Below are 18,304 nucleotides of genomic sequence, written 5' to 3' on the forward strand. Positions count from 1 at the left end.
AAACCCGCGTTCGTCCGTCTGGCGTCGGGGCACGTGCGCCGATAGGAAGGCGGCATGACCGACCGCCTCACGATCCGCCGCCCCGATGACTGGCACGTCCACCTGCGCGATGGCGCGATGCTGGAGGCGGTCGCGGCGCATACCGCGCGGCAGTTCGCGCGGGCGATCATCATGCCGAACCTGACCCCGCCGGTGACCTCGATCGAGGCCGCGAAGGCGTATCGGGGGCGGATCTTGGCGGCGTTGGCTGGCGGCAAAGATGGGGGCGTCGATTTCACGCCGCTGATGACGTGCTACCTCACCGACGGCACCGATCCGGCCGAGCTCGAACGTGGCTACGTCGAGGGCGTGTTCACCGCGTGCAAGCTGTACCCCGCGCACGCCACGACCAACTCCGCGCACGGGGTTACCGACATTCGCGCGCTGACCGGGGTGCTCGAGACGCTGCAGCGGATTGGCATGCCGCTGCTGATCCACGGCGAGGTGACTGACAAGTCGATCGACATCTTCGACCGCGAGGCGGTGTTCGTCGAGCGCGTGCTGACGCCGCTGGTGCGCGACTATCCGGGGCTGAAGATCGTGCTGGAGCATATCACGACCGCGGAGGCGGCGGCGTTCGTGGCCGAGGCGGATCATCCGATCGCGGCGACGATCACGCCGCAGCATCTGTTGATCAATCGCAACGCGCTGTTCGACGGCGGGCTTCGTCCCCACGCGTATTGCCTGCCGGTGCTGAAGCGCGAGACGCATCGGTTGGCCGTGCGGCGGGCGGCGGTGTCGGGGTCGCCGCGCTTCTTCCTTGGGACGGACAGCGCGCCGCATGTCGTCGGGGCAAAGGAATCCGGGTGCGGCTGCGCGGGGATCTTCAACGCACCGTTCGCGCTGGAGGCGTATCTGCGCGTGTTCGACGAGGAGGGCGCACTCGACAAGTTCGAGGGGTTCGCGTCGGAACATGGCGCGCGATTCTACGGATTGCCGCTGAACGAGGGGACGGTGACCCTGGTGCGCGGCGACGCCGAGGTGCCGGCTTCGATCGGCGCGGGGGATACGGCGGTCGTGCCGTTCCTGGCCGGAACCAATGTCGGGTGGCGGTTCGAGGGGTAGAGCGCGCCTAGATCCGTCATCTTGGGCTCGACCCAGGATCCAGAGCCATGAGTACAGGTTGATTTGGCTCTGGATCCTGACTTTCGTCAGGATGACGGACGGTTGAGATTTATGGTCGTGGGTCTGCCGTGAGCCGATCGAGCCACAGCCGCGCTTCCTTCTGCTCGCCGACTGCGCTGGCGCTGACCGGGCCTCGCGCGGCGAAGAAGTCGCGGTGGAGTGCGAAGGGTTCGAGCATCAAGCGTTCGCGCATCGAATCGATATCGGTGCCCATCTCGGTGAGGGTGTCGATCGTTGGGGCGATTGCGGCGCGGACGCGGCGATCCGGGGTGCGGTCGAACAGGCCCAGCGAACCGGCGGCGGTCTTCTCGAGCGCTGCGAGGAGGGTATCGCGGTAGTCGGTTTCGAGGTCTTCGCGCTGGGCGTCTAGACGGGCGAGGCGGTCGGGTTTTGCCATTTGCCGGGGGTAGCGTGCCTGGTGGGGGCGTCAACTTTTGGGCTTGGCTTTGGCGTTGTGCCACGAGCGATGTCGTTGTTTGGGCGCGCGCCGTGGGCAAAGCCCACGTCGTCGGACGGGGCCTTGCCCCGCCGGCCGGGCTTGTCGGAGTCAGCCGGGCGTGACCGGCTGCCCGACTGCGCCTAAAACGGCAGCCACCTGCTCTTGTGCGTGATGTTCATATACCCGACGTTGACGCCCGCGCGCCAGCCGACGCCGAGGCGGATCGGGATCAAGACGACGTTGCCGCGCCTCAAGTACGTCGCGGCGAAACCACCGACTAGGTACAGGCGGCCTTCGACTGCTGGGAAGCGTTTGTAGAGTTCTTCGGTGTCGTAGAGGTTGTAGACCAGCACGAAGACCTTGTTCGCGTCGCCGCCGACGTCGAAGCCGACCGAAGGACCGGTCCAGTAGACCGGCTGCTGCCCCTCGACCTTGTGGCTCATGATCCCCGAACCATAGCGGACGCCGAGGATGAACGCGCCCGACGCCTCTCGTCCGGCGATGTACGCGTTGGGCCGGCCCTGGTCCTTGAGGATCTTTTCGAGGAGGCCGCCCAGCCCGGCGGCGCCCTTGCCGAACACGCCTTCGCCTGCCGCGAGCAGATCGTCGCGTTCATAGGTGTCGGCAGCCTGCATCGTCGCCTCGGCGCGCGTCTCCGGGGGGCGTGTGGTGGCCGTCGTGACGGGCGGCGCGGAGTCCTGGACCGGGGTCTCCGGATACGCGGGGTCAGGCGCGGCCGGGCGCGACGGCTGCGTGGTCGCCTGCGAACGCGAGGGGGGCTGATAGGCGCGCGGCGCGAGATCGCCGTCAATCGCCTGGTTGGGATCGATCGTGCGGACCTGCGCGGACGCGCTCGCCGCGCCACCCACGGCACTCCCGCAAACGGCCGTCGCAATGGCACCAAGGCCAAGCCAGAAGCTACGCATGTCGATCCCCAAACCCATCGCAAACACAGAAGGCGCCCCGAAGCAGGGCCGTCAACCGCCGCGCCACGGGTTAACCCCTAAGCGACGAGTTAACCAGCGCAGGGCTTGCCGTGCAATGAACGATGGGCGCGAGCCTGTCGAATTCGAGCTAATTCGAGTGAATGGTCGGGTAGGCCGGACGAATGAGCTGCCTGAATCCAGAGAATGACGAATAACGCGCTGGACGCCATTACAGGCGTTGCCCCTTCCGCCCACCCTCGCTATAGCCCCGCATCTGCTGCAGCCGGAGACGTGGGTGAGTGGCTGAAACCAGCGGTTTGCTAAACCGCCGTACCGGGTTTACTGGTACCGAGGGTTCGAATCCCTCCGTCTCCGCCAGTGGCTGTCGCAAGTGACTGAAAACGCTCCACTTTATTTGAGCTTATGCGGTCTAGCCAACATTCTAACCAACATCGCGAATTGGTCGGTTGAACGTGAATTTGATTGTCACTTGTGTACAATAAGAACAAAAGAGAAACGCATCGTGCGTCCGATCTAGAGCGATCCGAACTTTCAGTTCGGCATTGCGGACCAAAGTAGCGGTGTCTACGATTCTTATTCTAGTCGATCCGCGTACTAACTAAACGTAGTGAAGGTTCCTAATGCGTGAAATGATATCTCTTTTCAGCGGGTTAGGGGGGCTGGATGTCGGGCTTGAAGAGGCCGGATGGCGTTGCTTGCATGCTAGCGACATCGATCCGCGTGCGGTTGAGAGTCTGAAGGCGAACCAAGGCTTCAAACTCTCGGAAGGTGTCAAGTTTCTGGAGCACGCACAGGTCGAGCAGGCTGACGTTTGTGCGCTTAACGGTAAAGCGTTACTCGACCAGCTCGGGCGTCGGAGAGGTGATGTCGAGCTCCTTGCTGGGGGGCCCCCGTGCCAATCTTGGAGTAGCGCGGGACATCAACTCGGGTTCAGCGACCCTCGTGGTATGCTCATCAACGAGTACCTGCGGCTCGCAGGGGAGCTTGATTGCCGTTACATACTTTTCGAGAACGTCCGAGGCTTGGTAACTGCGAGGGGGGCAGATGGTGTGCCGGGGTCGGCGTTAGCCCATCTGCGTGACCGCCTATTAGACCTTGGGTATCATACGAGCGTTGAACTACTCAATGCTGCCGATTTTGGGGTGCCACAGCGGCGAGTTCGTATCGTTGTCCTTGGCTATCGAGATGGCGATGCGCCGATACGTCCAGCGCCTACACATTCCAAGGAACGCGCACTTGGAACACGCAGCTGGCAAACGATGGACGAAGCATTGTGCAAGCTTGCCGCTTGCCGCGATGATGAGGTGATACGTCCAAGTGGTAAGCTTGCCGCCGAGCTAGCGTCCATTCAGCCTGGTTCAGGCGTGAAGAGTCCGGGTAAGAAGGAGTCAACCCGGCCCGGCGGACATTGGGGGTATAAGCAAGGCGCGTTTGTTGCCGACCTGGCACGTCCGGCGAGGACTGTAACAGCGAATGCCCAGCAGGACTGGATACGTGATCCAAAACTAGGACTACGACGTCTGACCCCGAGAGAATGCGCTACCTTGCAGACGTTTCCCGACGGTTGGATTGTTAAGGGTAATCGCGCGGACAGTTATCGCTTGGTTGGCAATGCCGTACCGCCACGCCTCGCTCGAGCAGTGGGTGAAGCCCTTCTGCTGGGTACCTGCCAGCAATCAGTCGCTGAAGAGCTGTGCGCCAAGACATTAGCCCCCCTGCCAGACAAGTTGCGCCAAGCTATCGAATATACGATGAGGGAAGAGCGTCGTAACGGCGCTTCTCGAAAGGCAGCTCCGGTTCGCCGCGTCCAGCGTGTGACTGCATGAACGCCATTGATCCAGAAGTCGCGGCGTACCATCTGCAGCAATCTAAGCGGGCTACGGAAATATACGTATCTGGTATGGCGCCAGAGCCACTTGCTCTCGAATGGCGGCAGGTAACGCGGACTGTCCGGAAGGCAATATTACGGACTATTATTGATACTAATGGGCTGCGAGACGTTTACGGAACTCTGACACAAACCGGTAAACATATCTTAGTTCTGCGGCATCTGTTCGCGCCGCCGATCAGTCAAGATCAGCTAAAGCTAGTCGCGCCACTTTACCCTAAGGGTGCTGAGAAACAAGGCAGTCGGTTGTCACAAGCGGCGGCGCAGCAGTTTGCTGAACAGTTTTCAAATAGGCGGGATAAGTTTCTAACACCTTGGCTGAACTCGAACGCCATGCCAACGCGCCAACAAGTCAAGCGTCTACTCGATACGGTAACGCCGATGATTAGTTCGCAGATTTTTAATACGGTTCGTCGCAACCGGTTATCTGACGAACAAGAATTGGCGGTAGAGCAAGTATTACAAGCTTCCGGCTGGGGTAGGGTAATGTCTACCACTCTCGAGTCTCCAAGTGACGTACCAGCAAAATCTTACATGCGTAAGACGAGGTGTAGATCAAGCAAGACCGCGACAAAAGAGGTCGATATTGCTTGCGGTGTAGACTCTAAGCTTATTCTTGCCATGGAATGCAAGGTATCTAACGACGCTACTAATTCGGTGAAACGAGTTAACGATGTCATGGACAAGGTTAAGTCGTGGAATGACACCTGGGCATCGTTCATACAGACAGCCGCCCTGTTTCAAGGGGTCGTCTTGTATAAGGACGTCGCGAGGATGTTATCCAGCGAAGTAGAGGTGTTTTGGTCTCACGACCTCGATCGTTTCGTGAAGTGGCTCGAGGATGCGAGCTAGCTTAGGATAGCAGTTTTACGAACATAGCCGCCCTCGGACGAGCGCTATGTCCGCGTCCACACCGAGCTTGCTGACACTCCATCACTGTGGAATGCTGTGACTGCAACCCGGCGCACCGCCCGGGTAAGGGCGAGAAACTATGCCAGCTTGCAGGACGCAGCTACATTTCAGCGCGAAGGGTTCGTTAGCCGAGCGAGAGGATTGGTGGTGGCTTTGCTACGATCCGGAATCGGCGGAGTTCTATGTCGAGCACGAGTGGGATCATATGGACCCATACCGTTTAGGAGAGGCTAGCAATAAGGGCACGAGTCGAATGTCGGTCGAGCAGTGGCAACGTGGTGGAGGCCCTGGTCTGACTGAATACGATACGGCGCGAGAGAAGCTGCTAGAAGAGTGTAGGAAGCAGTAGCCACCCAGTTTAGGCAAAGCCGCCGATGCCCTACGTCCGGTATCAGCGAAGAAGCAAAGAAGCTTAGCGGAGTGGCGATTGATGGCTCGAAGACCAAGGGTGCCGGGTATGCAGCCGGTGCCGATCCATAACGAGGATGAGGCCTGGGCGCTATTAGAGGACCTGCACAGTCGAGATTTCTCGGACGACAGCAGGTTGCCCGTCATCACGCAATGGCCTCGCTTCCACTTCAAGTTTTGGATAGCAGGTAGTCAGTTAGTTTTGACTCAACCTGTGATGCAGGCGATGGTAGATTACCAGACAAGCGTGAACCGCGCGTTCATGCTATTGCTGGAAAATACTCCGGTTCTGACCGGGCTCTCGGAGGAGGAGAGGAAAGAATTTGAGGTCGTGTTCGCTGTTAAGCGCGGAAGTACTGACCTTAGTTTTAATGCGCAGGAGTTAATCGAAAAGTTTATGGAGAAAGCTGTCGGCAAGCTTAGTGGCAAGCAGATTACCGTGATGGTAATCGCCTTTGCTGTTTTGTTTGCGGGCTATTCGGGATGGAACACCTACCTCGAGCACCAAAACGAAGTAGCTAAGGCTGAGACAGCTAGCCAATCCATGAAGGATGTACTTGCCGCGCAGAAGTTTGCTGACGAAACTGACCTAAAGAGAATGCGGATACTAGCTGATGCGTTGACCGCGGCTCACGGTAGCCATGCTCTGATAGAGGCCAGCGATGAGGGTAAAAAGGGTATCGTTAGGGCCGCAGCTAAGGTCCAAAATACCGAGATCGGCGGCAAGATGTTACCGCCTGAGGTTGCCCGTAGAATGGCACGGGCGGCACCGAGCGCGCCGGTAAAGAAGATGGTTGTCGCTGAGTATGACGTTCTTCGCGTCGATACCGATGTTCCAGACGGCTTTCGAGTGCGCCTGAAGAACACTAAGACCAATCAACTCGTATTCGCTTCACTCCGTGACGCCTTGGTATCCGAAGAGGATAGGGCTTTGATTCGTCGAGGAGAGTGGGAGAAGAAGCCAATCATTGCTAAGGTTCAAGAAACTTGGAGGCGTGGAAATTTGGCATCCGCTCGAGTAGAGCAGGTGATTGACGTTGTTGATAACGTAAGGGTTGCAAGCAAGCATTAGTATCTAATTAATCGCCAACAATTCGTATCGAGATTAGATTGTCGGCTTGATTATTATTAGCAGAACTTAACTGATGACGATATCATACTTGTCGTAGACCAAGTGTCTCGGCGTACTGTTGGGGATCAATCGGCAGCTTCTTTAAGCTCTAGGAGTGTTCGGCCCTCAAATTTCCAGTACTGTGGCCCTCGGATCGACTTCCAATGGTACCCTGCTTCGCGCGCCACAGCTAGAGCGGAGCCGGACAATGAACAAATCTCGCCCCTAAAGAGAACGTCGCGCGACGTTACTACCTGACAAGTAACGTCGTCGTTGAATACGGACTGAAGTACCGAACCTTCCGGTATCGGTAGCCCATTGAAGCTGAAATTGATATCGCGTCGGCGTTCTCGATCCAGAGCGTCCAGCTCTTCCTTTGAATCGGCTATATCGAACTGTGGTGTGACATTCGTCGCGTGAGCCATCTTGAGAATCGCTAGAGGTTTGTCTGGAGATAACCTGAAGAATTCTCGCCTTGGATTAACTCGTCGATCATCAAATGCTTCGTGAAGTGCTTTCTCCCAACCTATAGCATCTTCCACTTCTGCGGCATAAAATACCTCAAAAGGCAAAGGAACTCCGGACGCCGAACTTAAACTTCTGACACGCTCTTCTATAGCTCCTTCAGTGCGTCCAATTTTTATTAAGTCTGGCATGACCGGATTAGTTACTATGTAAACAATGCCCATGCTACGTTCGAACCTTTTCACGATACGACTAGGGTGTCAGCGATTCACCTGTTGCTGTCAGTTTAAGTTGCTTAATCGATCGTCGATGACGCGGTTGTGAGTGCGGGTACTCGGTCATGTCAGTCTTGCCATGCTCTACGGGAGCAAAAGTGGCCGGACAAGGCACGGTGTTGTCGAAGCCTAAATGCACATGCCTTAAGCGCGCGATGCCGATCTACCCTCATGCCAATGCTATTGACAGGTAACTCAACTTCTGACGTTTAAAAGTGACGCATTTCAGACTTGCCGAGAGGGCGTGTAGGAGGTGGCTCGGAAATGCGCCCCTCCCCGTTAAAGGCTCGGCTCCGTCCCCGTTATGCGCGGCGCGGCGCGGCGCTGCGCCACGGGGCCGGGGTTCGACTACAAGTTGAATTCGTCAGGCAGGGCCGCACGAAGCCTTCCCATGAGTGCCTCGCCCGCCGTTCCCAATGCCTCGGCTATCGCTATAAACTCGAGTACGTCGAGCCTTCGCTCTAGTTGCTCTATTTTGTTCACGAACGACGGTGGCTTGGAGAGCCTTCGTGCAAGCTCGCGCTGCGATACTCCTCTAGCCTTTGCTGCTGCCAGCGCTGCCTTAGTTCGGGAAGATTCGCTTCGCGCACCCGTTACGCCACCAGTGCCATCACGCCGACCGCGAGAGAGTTGGCACCGGGCATAGCTACGGCAACGAACAAAGTCCCGGAGTTCTGGAACTGCTTAAGGAAGGCAGCGTCACGCGACAGTCGGTCAAGCTTCGCGACGATAAAGGTTGCGCCAATAGCCCGACACAGGCGCAATGCTTCTTATAGCTCCGGACGATTGTCCAAGCGCTTGTCGGATTCGACGTCAACGACTTCCCCTGCAAGGTCCTACGATCCGCCGTTCAGGAAAGCGCGAACTGCAAGCTGCGTGCTTCGAGGCCAAGGCCGCTGCGACTGTGCTAGCTGTGCCAACCCTGTATTACGTTACGTGCTTGCCGGTCGCCATGCGTGTTGTTCATGTGCGTCAACGTTCGTTCTGCCGGATGGCCAATCCGCGTCAAGTCTCGTTGACCTGGATGCTCGCGTCTGCGAGGTCGGGTAATGCAAGACAAAGTCGATGTAGCAGTTGGTGCCGTTCAGGCTGTTCTGACGGCGTTGCTATCCTGGATTGTGCTTTCAGCGATATCAATCATAATATCCGGAAAGCTAATAGCTAAGCGTCTTCCCATCGGCTTAGGTGATGACGCTTTTTTCAAAGTCCCTCTTATCATATTCCGCATCGAAGCAAGAGGAGATGAGGTGACTGCAGGGTTCATATCGTTTCTCCTCAGTCTGGGATGTTGCTCGGTAATTGGTGGAAAAGCTCTTGAGGCTTACATAGAGTCTAACGTCGGTCTAAGTATCGGAGTATGGAGTTCTCTATGCAGTGTCGCTAGTATAGTTTCGTTATCTATGGCGACTATGATTCTAGTGATTGCCCCTCTGTTTAGAGGTAATCCGATCGTGTCAGAGAAGGATCGGGACGAGACCAATGATAGGTTGAAGGGAAGTTAATGTGAACACAATCCCCTCGGTGTCGATTGCCGAAGCGTCCAGGGCGTCAACTGCCATTGCTCTTGTCAGCGGGAAGGGGGGCAGCGGCAAAACGATGCTAGCGGTCGCATTAGCGCAAGGCGCTGCTCTTGCAGGTAAGAGCGTTGTGCTCATCGACACGGACTTCGCTACTGCAGGACTGACGTACTATCTGACATTCCGAGCATTTTCTAAAGCAAAGTTTGGCTTATTCGACTTAATATCGAAACCAGACGCCGTGTCTAATATGACCTCTTGGGCAGGGGTCGGCAATCCCCAAGCCGGGGATGAGAGATGGTTAGATGAAGTGCGACTGGTGCCTATTGGCGATCACAGAATTCCAGTGGATGAAGTCAGCGAAGGCATGATGTCCGCGTTTCGAAAGGCGTTAGAAGAGGCAAAGCGTATCGCTGACGTTGTTATTGTTGATTGCCGTGGCGGGATTGACAAGCAGTCTATCGCAGTTTCTATGATGGTTGATGAAGTACTAGTGGTTGTTGAAACAGATACGACATCAGTTCGCGCTTCCCAGCACTTAGCTGACGAATTCTTATCCTTCGGTATCAAGGACAAGATTGCCGGTTTCGTACTGAATAAGGTCCTTGATGATCCTACTAGTCTTGCTATGACGGCGAGCTCTTTGCTTCGCGTCGATTATTTAGGAGCGATCCCTTTCGATATCGATGCCACCCGATCATACATTCAGGGTAAAGTTCCCGACAGTTCGTCACTATTTTCTCGACACTGTTTCGCGGTAATTTCGAAGCTCATTCCAGGAATCACCTTGTATGATCGCCTACGGACTCTCTCGCCTGCAGATTTTAGCTCCGTTACGCTCAAGAGTCCTGAAACTCGACTTGGCGGCGTGATGATTGCGGCTTTCTCGATGTACATATCTGTTGGGTTGTTAGCTGTCGCATACGCAAAAGCTAGCGACGGCGTCGTAAAGTACCTACCAGGTATCGCGGCGTACGGATTGATATGCAACGTATTGGTATTAGCAGCGGTATCCGACCCAATAAAGCAAGTAATAGGTGGAATATTTAGAAGCTACAACCGCGTCTTCTCGACCGCTCTGAAGAAAATATACCGATAACCAATCAGATAGTACCTTCTATTAGGCGGGTTAGGCAGGGGACTTTCGACTCGAACAGCGATTGAGACGTTCAACGAAGTGATCCGCCTAGGATCTCTTACTGTGCCGTTCATTGAATCACGGCGCAGCCCAAGTTTGATTGTCCGGGGCTCCCGTAGGTTGGCTAAGCTAACGTCGTGCGAACTGCGGGGTGGTACCCGCCTCGAAGCTTTGGTCGAGCTATCGAAATCGGTTGGTTTCGAGTCCCCACCGCTGAGCGTATCTAGATTATGCCATACGGGTTCCGAAACGGCGACTAACGACGCACTGATCCGTTACGGGAGCCGCCCTATGCCGCGAACCTTTGCTTATTGCTGTGTCAGCACTGCCGATCAGACGACGGATAATCTGGTATGCGAGGTTGAAGGAGCTGGGTTCGCGGTCGCCGCTAAGCGCATCGTCGCGGAGACGGTGTCCGGGTAGATAGCAGCTCGGGAGCGCAAGGGTTTTACGGAGCTGGTCAACAGGCTCGAAAGTTAGGACGCATTGGCCATCTTGAAGCTAGACCGCTTGAGGCGTAGCGCGATCGTCCTCTGCAGCACCGTCGAAATGCTTGCACTCCAAGGGGCTCGCGTCCGCTGCCTCGCCCTAGGTGGCATCAAAGTGCCCAGTGCCGCGGGTCGGATCACGATGGGCGTGGCTGCCGCCGCTGCCGAGTGTGCACGATCTTCTGATCGTACGGACGCAAGCAGAGCGAAAGCCGCTGGTATGGCCCTAGGAAGGCAGCAGCGTCCTACCATGACAGCTCAAGAGGAAATGTAGCTGATGGGTTGAAGGGCGTCTCCTGGGGCACGTTAGCTGGTAAATACGACGTCTATCGCTGCCATCTCAAGAGTAGAGGAGAGAATAACAGAAATGCCCTGACGTTAATTAACTTGAAACCGGACTTTTACTTCTAATATTTGACGAGCTAACGACGAATAAAAGCTTATCTAATAGCTTCTTTAATAAGATGGTTTTAATTAATAATGTTTCGGGGGTTTGCTCGGGACGCTTTACGCGTGGAAACTTCTTAGCTATCGGGCATCCGCCTTCGTAACTCGGAATAAAGCCCATGCAGATCAGTCAGACGCCGATCCTATTTCACAGTCGATGCAAGCGCCTTCTGCTAATGTCCTCACTTCGCGCCTTGAAGCGAATGCCTAAAACGGAAGTAGCGAAGACACGAAGGTATATGGCCGCTGTCGATGCCTTCGTAACTACCCTCAGCGACCAGTTTGTTGGGGCGGCTTATACTCGGTTGACGGGTCTTCGTTTGGAACACGCAGTTTCCTTATATCCCAGCACGCAGGAGAGGTTGGCCGGCGTATCAATTCGCCTCACCTGCCCGCTAGGTGCGGACTATGCCTTCTTTCAAAGCGTTGCGCTCGCCCGTTGGAGCACCTGCCCCGTCGCAGGTGACCACGTTTACGTTGGTGATGATGATCCCCGTTATCCCGAGCACATTAGCGCTAGCCGGGGATGGTGGCAGCAGACCTTCGGCACTTAAGGCGTAAGCTATCACAGCAGTTGGCAAGGCCTTACGTTCTAATACGATGCACAGGTAAGGAAGATGCGCAGGGTCCGCGCCTGTGGATCACCTGCGCTTTGTAGAGATTGTTGGTCTGTTAGGGTAAACTCCTGCGAGACAACGGCGTGATACAACGGACTCGTACCAATAGGGTTGACTCAAGGGCTATGAGACACCTAGAAGCGACTCTCTAGAGGCTATTGAGACAAACTCCCATGACCACGATCATTGGCTACGCCCGCGTTAGCAGCGACGATCAGGATTGCTCGGTACAAGAGGATGCCCTTCGTGCTGCTGGTTGCACGTTGATCCGATCAGAGAAGAAGAGCGGCGCGACCACGGACGGGCGGCACGAACTCGATACTCTGCTGTCCTTCGTCCGGACGGGCGATACGCTTATGGTGACGCGCATAGATCGCCTTGCTCGTTCCGTGGCGGACTTGGAGAAGATCGTAGCGGCTTTGAAGGTTAAGGGAGCGTTCCTCCGCGCTACCGAACAGCCGATCGATACCTCCACCCCCGCTGGCCTGGCCTTCCTGCAAATGCTTGGTGTCTTTGCGCAGTTCGAAACCGCGATACGTAAGGAGCGCCAGCTGGAAGGCATCGCAAAGGCGAAGGCTAACGGTGTCTACAAGGGCCGTAAGCCTTCTGTGGACGTGGTAGCCGTACGGTCGCTACGTAATGAGGGGGTTGGTCCCAGCGAAATCGCCAAGCGCCTTGGGATCGGACGGGCAAGTGTCTACCGCTGTCTTGAGTAGCAGCTCTGCTAAAGTAGGGATATCCGTCCGCTTAGTAATGAGGCGATGTATAGAAGCGGGCTGCGTTGCTTTCGTATGCCACGATCAGAGGAATTTAAATGTCCGGTTCAGGTGAAAACGGTGCCCCCATAGATGAGATTGACACCAGCTCGGCTCCCGTCGTAGCGGACAGCCGGCGGACTTGTGGCATAATTATGCCGATATCAGCGATGCCTTCTGAGCCCGACGCTTACACAGCCGAGCACTGGTCGCGTGTGCGCAAGATATTGGAGAGGGCGATTGCCCGGGCGGGGTTTAAACCTCAATTAGTTTGGGAAAACACTGACGCTGATATCATCCAGTCTAAGATCCTTCGGAATATATACGAAAACGACGTAATAATCTGTGACGTAAGCGGTCTTAATCCTAACGTCATGTTAGAAACTGGACTGCGCCTATCTACAAAGCGCCCAACGGTAATTATAACCGATCTTGACGTGAAGCCACCCTTTGACATAGGAACTATGGCGTACATCGAATACCAGCGTGATCTTGAATATAATGCTATAGAAGGCTTTATTGAAAGGCTGGCTAAACGCATTAAGGAGGTTAGCGAGGCTTTCGATAAGGGTTCTTATATATCATTTGTTGAAAACTATCGGTTCGAACTGGTTACACCCGGGACCATTACGGTAAGTTCTGAAGACTTTTTGAAAGAGCGCATTGATGAGCTCGCCTCGATAGCACGAAGAATCGAGAGAGGTGGGGATGTTGGTGGTTCACGTACCGTACGATCTCTGAAGCAGTGGGAGCAAAACCACCGCTATATTAGGGTGACGGGGAAAATGAGCCAGAAGATTGCTGACGAGGTTGAAACCGAACTGGACGGCCTTGATGCATTTCACTTATCAAGGGTTATCCCAGTGTCGCCGAACGAGCACTTATTCGTCATCGAGGCTACGAAAGAGTCAACGCTTACCCCCGAAGACGCTGTAACAATCGTAAAGGCTTTGGTGAAGGCTGGTGAGGATCGCGATATTTAGTCCGTAAGTATCGGTCCGAGCGTTAGACGGCGATAATCAGTACCGTCCTTCAATGGTAAGTTGACTAGATACCGAAGTCCTAGAGAGCTGCGACCCTACCGTTACTAATGGACTCACAGTAAAATGCTCGAATTTACCTGGGTGTGAGGATTGGGATAACGGCGCATCTCTTTGACCGACCTCATGCGCGCTCCTGTTTAGACCCGTTACAGTGCTAGAGGACGGGACTGGTAGGTCTACCTATCTCCCGTCCCGATCTGGGCCTCATGGTGTGCGGCTGCCCGTCTAAATTGAATATTGCGTGCCTTGGGTTTTGGCGACGTAACGTCGTTGGTCCTACCGTCTTACTTGGCATTCATGATTGGTATAATTCCAACGTGCTTCTGAAACGCGTCGGATAGAGCCCGAGTTGCCACCCCCCGTGCGGAAACTTGTACTCGTATTGAATCGTGTACTGGCAGGGCGGGAATGCCATAGCGCACCGCCAGAGTATGCACCACTTCTACGACAGCGCAGCTTTCCCTGTATTGGAGATCACCCCATCGGATAGGGCTAGTCGCCCATTCAGACAGCTCGGGTAGCGCTTTTAGCATGAGGGCGTGCGTGTCTCGATAGGGATGGTCTAACTGTAGGTCGCCAGTCCCCCATTCGGACGCTCCATGCTTCTCATACCCATCTTGATACTTCCTTTTCACGTCCGAAGGCCATCGCACATGATGGCGATCGTGACCGAAGGTCATCACGACCCAACTCTTAGAGGCGAACCGCGAAAGACCGGGAATATCATAGGGGTCTGCAACGGGATCGAACTCAACTCCTGACAGCTTGCGGTAGATCGTAAGGAAGCTGGACCCGATATCGATTTCGACGGTGGCTTCCCCATTAAACCGGAAGGCCGATCGTTCGTCTCCGGGGGCTTGCTGGTAATTGTCCTTGCCGGCGCTGTATAACCGCCCACCCTTGTCCCATCCGTAGATCGGCAAGCAATCGCCTTGGCTGAATATGCGCTGGAAGAACCGATGCTGGTACGGCCCTAGATCCAAGTCCTGTCGAGCGAGGAAGGCATTGATGTCGTTAACGGTTTCCCCCAACGCTTGAACCGTTGAGAGGCCCTTGGGTATCGCTACGGCCTTGCCCGGAAGCTTTTTGCCTTTGAAGTGTTCGCTGGATGACCGCAGGAGGATGGGATTCGTTATCCTTCCCAATCGCGGCAGCGGCTGAAAGTGCTTGGCCCATGAACACGGTGTCACGCCGAACCCTAAAGCCATTTCTAGCAAGGCATTCGTTGCCCTAAAGCGCGTGGCGACTCCCGGTCGTCCTGCGCGGTCGGCTCGATATGCCTCCCCGGCGATGACTTCAACGAAGCCGTCGATCGCCATAGCGTCTACGACTTGCTTGAAGGAGGCATGGCCGACATGCATTCCGGTAAAGCTGGTCGTTGCCATTGAACGGTATCCGTATCTGTCAGGTCCTCCCGCCGCGATAGCAAGTAAATCCGATACCGTTGCGCCTACTGCTGTGAATAAGCGTTCAGTGGCCTTGTACTTCCGTCCTGCTGTGAAATAAACGCGATGTACTATTTCGTCCGTAAGGCCGACAGCCTCGAGCGACATCGGCTCGGCATCAAGGGATAGATACCGTTCATGGGCCGCATCCTTTCTTGTCGTTATTTTGTTACTTAGATTCTCATTTTCGAATAGAGTCTTATCGTCATGATTGGTATTATTGTTCATATACATCTATAGTTGGAATGGAGGGGGTTGGGGGTGGGGGTTGTCCATAGTAGAAGACAATTGGCGACGAACCGACGGAACGTTTAGCTAACTATAAGGGATGTTAACCCAGATGAGAGGTATCGCGTTTAAATAGGCGGCGCACGCAAGGTATGTTTAGAGCCGATTAAACCTAATGTTCGACGGGCCTGCCTATAGGAGGGCGAAACAATACTAAATGGATGGTTCGTAGGGCTGGTGTCTGCGAATCCGAGCTGATTTTAACGTAGGCTCGCACCAACGACGCCCCGCCGTCCGTGATAGGGCTCGGCGGGGCTGGCGATGGTGGTGCGTTAGATTATCAAGCTAAGGCTTTCACTTCGTCGTTAGTTGCTTTGCCTTGGTCGGCGGCGCGGACGATGAACCGGTCGATCATGCAGGCTCCGACTTCATCAACAGCGCTGCTGATGGCTGCTTCAAGCATGTCGGCGTCCCCGCCGTCGAAGCCCGTCCAGCCGTTGCCGCCGTTAGTCGTCAGTTGCCTAGCGGTGGTAACGATGAGGGTGCCGGTGCTGGCTATCGCCCCGAGCTTTCGCTCCCACACAAGCTCTACAGAGAGGACTAACGGGGGCTTCCGATCGTCATCGGGGAGGTTGCGGTGGATAGCTGCAATGAGGTCGGCATCACTGTGTTTAGTAAGTAAATCCGGTGTCAAGATATCGTACATTAGATCATCCCCCCGGTGGAGGCGGGTCGACTTGAAATCCAGTTATCTATAGCCGATGCGTGCCAAGCTACTGCGCGGCGCCCAATTTTAATGGGGCGCGGGAAGTTGCCTAGTGCCATCTCGTTATAGATTGTCGATCGGGATAGACCGACCCGGCTCAAAACCTCGGGTCGGCGTAATAAATTCGTCATTGTTTACTCCTCATGGTCGCAGGCAGCGCGGAATTGCGTTTCACCGGCGATGATGGAGGCGTTAGACGAATTGGAGTCAGTCACAAACCCTTGCTAATAGGCGACTTGCTTAGAGAACTGTCTAGTTACTTAGTCACATACTTAGTTGCAGGGCTTAGTTGGCGGACTTGTCCGCAAATCTGCTTGTTAGAGTCCGTGGTTGTCCTAACGAAGGCAGTTTCTTGAAGGCGAGGCTAATAGCAAGTTATTAGGCATCATTTTAAATACGCTGCCCAGTCGTCCATAAGGGCTCGCCGCTTCTCGAACAGGTCCGACCGAGCGTATGCAGCCTCGGCCTTGTCCTTGATGACGTGTGCAAGCGCGAACTCGATCACCTCGCGGGGGTGACTGGTCTGTTCTCCAGCCCAGTCTCGAAACGACGACCGGAAGCCGTGAGGCACGGCAGCGATGCCAAGGTCCTTCATAAGCTTAGATAGCGTCATGTCGGACAGGGGCTTTTTGTTCTTGGTGCCGGGAAAGACTAGATCGTCGTCGCGCTTCAATGTCTTCGCTTCCGTGAGGATCGCAAGGCAGCGGGGCGGCAGCGGGACGCGGTGAGGCTTCTTCGCCTTCATTCGCGCCGCCGGTATCGTCCAAATGGCACTCTCTAGGTCGATCTCACTCCACAGGGCCTCGCGTGTCTCTCCCGAACGTGTCGCCGTGAGGACAAGGTACTCGAAGGCCAGCTTCGTAGCGGTTCCGGCTTCGCTAGCGCTGACAGATGCTATTGCCGCTTTGACGGCTCCATACGGTAAGGCTTCGCGATGCTTAACCTTTGATCGGTCATGTTTCGGTAAGGCGCTGCCGATAGTCTCTGCCGGGTTGTCGGTTCGCCAGCCGTTCGCCATTGCCCATTTAAAAACCGAACCTACGCGTTGCTTTACTCTGCGGGCTGTCTCGGGACGCGAATTCCAAATTGGGGACAGGGCGGCGAGTACGTCCGCGCTGGCGACGGTGTCGATCCGCTTCGAGCCGAAGACAGGAAAGACATGTGTCGTCATCGTGTTGATCCACTGGTCGCCGTGCTTGTCGTTGCGCCACGTAGGCTTCGATAGTTCGTGAACCTTTTCGGCGGCAGCCTTGAACGACAGGACCTCCATAGAACGCTTTTTAGCCGCCAAGGGATCGCCACCCGCTCTAGCGAGCTTTCGGTTCTCTAGGGCCTTGTCTCGGGCTTCTGCGAGGCCGACAAGGGAGGCAGAGCCTAAGCCAATGTCTCGCCGCTTACCTTCGATCATCAATCGCTGTATCCAGCGCTTAGCGCCAGACGTGTCGATCTTTAAGTAAAGCCCGTTGCCGTCACCGTGGAGGCCGGGCGTCTTAATCGCCCGGACGGTTGCTGCCGATAGGCGCTTCTCTAAATGCCGTCCGGTAGGTTTGATGCCGCTCATCTGTCCCACATAGAGCCCAACATAAAGATTGGGAATAGGTCGGAATCAATCGGAACGCTTCGGACATCGAGTCCGTATAACTATTTGAAATCTATAGCATAGATGGAATTATTCGGACCTTACTGGATCATAGAGTGGCGGCCTCCGTCTCCGCCATTTTCGCCAACTCATCGACCCTGCCAGCTGGCGATCTCGCCGAGCTTCTAGTGCCGCGGTGACTGCTATTGGTAATGCCCACGTGTTGCAGCGCTGTGATCGTTTTGCGGCGTACGCCTACTCTGGTCCCTTCCGTTTTCTGATGTTGCTTCGAGAGCCTGGGCTTGAAGCGGGGGTTACGAGCACTGGACGGAGTTAAGGTGCGGGGCCGCATACTGGGGCGGTCGATGCCGTCCTCGAGATTACCGTGCTCGTAGATAGTGTGACGGTACCAAACCGGCATCCGAAAACTGCTATGAGGCGACATTTAGCGGACGGCTAATAACTGCCGTTGGATGTGTGTAACTGCATCGGCCGATTGCCGCGGACTGATGACGGATGTCGTTCAAGCATGCTTATAGTGTTTGTGACCAGACGGCGGCTATTGGCTGACTCGCTCTTTTGAACGTTTTCGCGCCATTCGTTGGCGATGCTGCCTCGTCGAGGGATTGGCACTGCCGGACGGTTCCAGATGCAGATTTCTTCGAACCATGC

The 18,304-nt window shown here is 55.5% G+C and carries 15 protein-coding genes and 1 tRNA gene; 8 read left to right on the plus strand and 8 right to left on the minus strand.

All coding sequences use genetic code 11. The features are described 5' to 3' along the window. Positions 1-54 precede the first annotated feature (54 nt). On the plus strand, positions 55-1,104 hold the full coding sequence (pyrC, locus tag C8J42_RS00910; RefSeq protein WP_133018584.1) for a dihydroorotase: 1,050 nt from the start codon (positions 55-57) through the stop codon (positions 1,102-1,104). Between the two features lie 109 nt (positions 1,105-1,213). Here pyrC and C8J42_RS00915 read toward each other — a convergent pair whose 3' ends face one another. Both C8J42_RS00915 and C8J42_RS00920 read right to left on the minus strand, forming a co-directional pair. After that, complete coding sequence (locus C8J42_RS00915; RefSeq protein ID WP_133018585.1) at positions 1,214-1,561, minus strand: hypothetical protein; 348 nt, start codon at positions 1,559-1,561, stop codon at positions 1,214-1,216. A gap of 182 nt (positions 1,562-1,743) precedes the next feature. Beyond that, complete coding sequence (locus tag C8J42_RS00920) at positions 1,744-2,547, minus strand: DUF1134 domain-containing protein (protein ID WP_243643980.1); 804 nt, start codon at positions 2,545-2,547, stop codon at positions 1,744-1,746. A gap of 267 nt (positions 2,548-2,814) precedes the next feature. Between C8J42_RS00920 and C8J42_RS00925 the strand changes: the two genes are divergently transcribed. The 3 genes from C8J42_RS00925 (at position 2,815) to C8J42_RS00940 (ending at position 6,830) form a co-directional block, all read left to right on the plus strand. Next, positions 2,815-2,907, plus strand: a tRNA-Ser gene (locus C8J42_RS00925). A gap of 1,465 nt (positions 2,908-4,372) precedes the next feature. Then, a complete protein-coding gene (locus C8J42_RS00935; RefSeq protein WP_133018588.1) occupies positions 4,373-5,290 on the plus strand; it encodes a XamI family restriction endonuclease in 918 nt (305 codons plus the stop codon). A gap of 517 nt (positions 5,291-5,807) precedes the next feature. Beyond that, positions 5,808-6,830 (plus strand): hypothetical protein, encoded by a 1,023-nt coding sequence (locus tag C8J42_RS00940; protein WP_133018589.1) that lies wholly within the window; start codon positions 5,808-5,810, stop codon positions 6,828-6,830. A gap of 125 nt (positions 6,831-6,955) precedes the next feature. Here the strand turns inward: C8J42_RS00940 and C8J42_RS00945 are convergent, their stop codons facing one another. Both C8J42_RS00945 and C8J42_RS00955 read right to left on the minus strand, forming a co-directional pair. Then, complete coding sequence (locus C8J42_RS00945) at positions 6,956-7,558, minus strand: GIY-YIG nuclease family protein (RefSeq protein ID WP_133018590.1); 603 nt, start codon at positions 7,556-7,558, stop codon at positions 6,956-6,958. Between the two features lie 1,135 nt (positions 7,559-8,693). After that, on the minus strand, positions 8,694-8,873 hold the full coding sequence (locus tag C8J42_RS00955; RefSeq protein ID WP_133018591.1) for a hypothetical protein: 180 nt from the start codon (positions 8,871-8,873) through the stop codon (positions 8,694-8,696). A gap of 239 nt (positions 8,874-9,112) precedes the next feature. Here C8J42_RS00955 and C8J42_RS00960 point away from each other — a divergent pair, with 239 nt between their 5' ends. The 4 genes from C8J42_RS00960 (at position 9,113) to C8J42_RS00975 (ending at position 13,554) form a co-directional block, all read left to right on the plus strand. After that, positions 9,113-10,225: a ParA family protein gene (locus tag C8J42_RS00960; protein ID WP_133018592.1), complete on the plus strand. Its 1,113-nt coding sequence runs from the start codon at positions 9,113-9,115 to the stop codon at positions 10,223-10,225. A gap of 525 nt (positions 10,226-10,750) precedes the next feature. Then, the gene (locus C8J42_RS20410; RefSeq protein ID WP_347812395.1) at positions 10,751-11,026 is read left to right on the plus strand and encodes a recombinase family protein; all 276 of its coding nucleotides are present in this window, start codon (positions 10,751-10,753) and stop codon (positions 11,024-11,026) included. Positions 11,027-11,989: 963 nt separating this feature from the next. Further along, on the plus strand, positions 11,990-12,532 hold the full coding sequence (locus C8J42_RS00970) for a recombinase family protein (protein ID WP_133018593.1): 543 nt from the start codon (positions 11,990-11,992) through the stop codon (positions 12,530-12,532). Positions 12,533-12,630: 98 nt separating this feature from the next. Further along, positions 12,631-13,554 (plus strand): hypothetical protein, encoded by a 924-nt coding sequence (locus C8J42_RS00975; RefSeq protein ID WP_133018594.1) that lies wholly within the window; start codon positions 12,631-12,633, stop codon positions 13,552-13,554. A 344-nt stretch (positions 13,555-13,898) separates the two neighbouring features. Here the strand turns inward: C8J42_RS00975 and C8J42_RS00980 are convergent, their stop codons facing one another. From C8J42_RS00980 to C8J42_RS00995, 4 genes are all read right to left on the minus strand, one after another. After that, entirely contained in the window at positions 13,899-15,287 is a 1,389-nt protein-coding gene (locus C8J42_RS00980) for a hypothetical protein (RefSeq protein ID WP_133018595.1), read from the minus strand. Positions 15,288-15,627: 340 nt separating this feature from the next. After that, the gene (locus C8J42_RS00985; protein WP_133018596.1) at positions 15,628-15,993 is read right to left on the minus strand and encodes a hypothetical protein; all 366 of its coding nucleotides are present in this window, start codon (positions 15,991-15,993) and stop codon (positions 15,628-15,630) included. Next, positions 15,993-16,184, minus strand: coding sequence for an AlpA family transcriptional regulator (locus tag C8J42_RS00990; RefSeq protein ID WP_133018597.1), 192 nt, complete (start codon positions 16,182-16,184; stop codon positions 15,993-15,995). The genes C8J42_RS00985 and C8J42_RS00990 overlap by 1 nt, the downstream gene beginning before the upstream one ends. A gap of 254 nt (positions 16,185-16,438) precedes the next feature. Beyond that, on the minus strand, positions 16,439-17,614 hold the full coding sequence (locus C8J42_RS00995) for an integrase arm-type DNA-binding domain-containing protein (protein ID WP_133018598.1): 1,176 nt from the start codon (positions 17,612-17,614) through the stop codon (positions 16,439-16,441). Positions 17,615-18,304 lie beyond the last annotated feature (690 nt).

The organism is Sphingomonas sp. PP-CE-1A-559, from assembly GCF_004340965.1.
Taxonomy (GTDB): domain Bacteria; phylum Pseudomonadota; class Alphaproteobacteria; order Sphingomonadales; family Sphingomonadaceae; genus Sphingomonas.

Coding starts and splice junctions, on each gene's coding strand:
- pyrC (WP_133018584.1), top strand. CDS start 55: ATGACCGACCGCCTCACGATCCGCCGCCCCGATGACTGGCACGTCCAC.
- C8J42_RS00915 (WP_133018585.1), bottom strand. CDS start 1,561: ATGGCAAAACCCGACCGCCTCGCCCGTCTAGACGCCCAGCGCGAAGAC.
- C8J42_RS00920 (WP_243643980.1), bottom strand. CDS start 2,547: ATGGGTTTGGGGATCGACATGCGTAGCTTCTGGCTTGGCCTTGGTGCC.
- C8J42_RS00935 (WP_133018588.1), top strand. CDS start 4,373: ATGAACGCCATTGATCCAGAAGTCGCGGCGTACCATCTGCAGCAATCT.
- C8J42_RS00940 (WP_133018589.1), top strand. CDS start 5,808: ATGCAGCCGGTGCCGATCCATAACGAGGATGAGGCCTGGGCGCTATTA.
- C8J42_RS00945 (WP_133018590.1), bottom strand. CDS start 7,558: ATGGGCATTGTTTACATAGTAACTAATCCGGTCATGCCAGACTTAATA.
- C8J42_RS00955 (WP_133018591.1), bottom strand. CDS start 8,873: ATGAACCCTGCAGTCACCTCATCTCCTCTTGCTTCGATGCGGAATATG.
- C8J42_RS00970 (WP_133018593.1), top strand. CDS start 11,990: ATGACCACGATCATTGGCTACGCCCGCGTTAGCAGCGACGATCAGGAT.
- C8J42_RS00975 (WP_133018594.1), top strand. CDS start 12,631: ATGTCCGGTTCAGGTGAAAACGGTGCCCCCATAGATGAGATTGACACC.
- C8J42_RS00980 (WP_133018595.1), bottom strand. CDS start 15,287: ATGAACAATAATACCAATCATGACGATAAGACTCTATTCGAAAATGAG.
- C8J42_RS00985 (WP_133018596.1), bottom strand. CDS start 15,993: ATGTACGATATCTTGACACCGGATTTACTTACTAAACACAGTGATGCC.
- C8J42_RS00990 (WP_133018597.1), bottom strand. CDS start 16,184: ATGACGAATTTATTACGCCGACCCGAGGTTTTGAGCCGGGTCGGTCTA.
- C8J42_RS00995 (WP_133018598.1), bottom strand. CDS start 17,614: ATGAGCGGCATCAAACCTACCGGACGGCATTTAGAGAAGCGCCTATCG.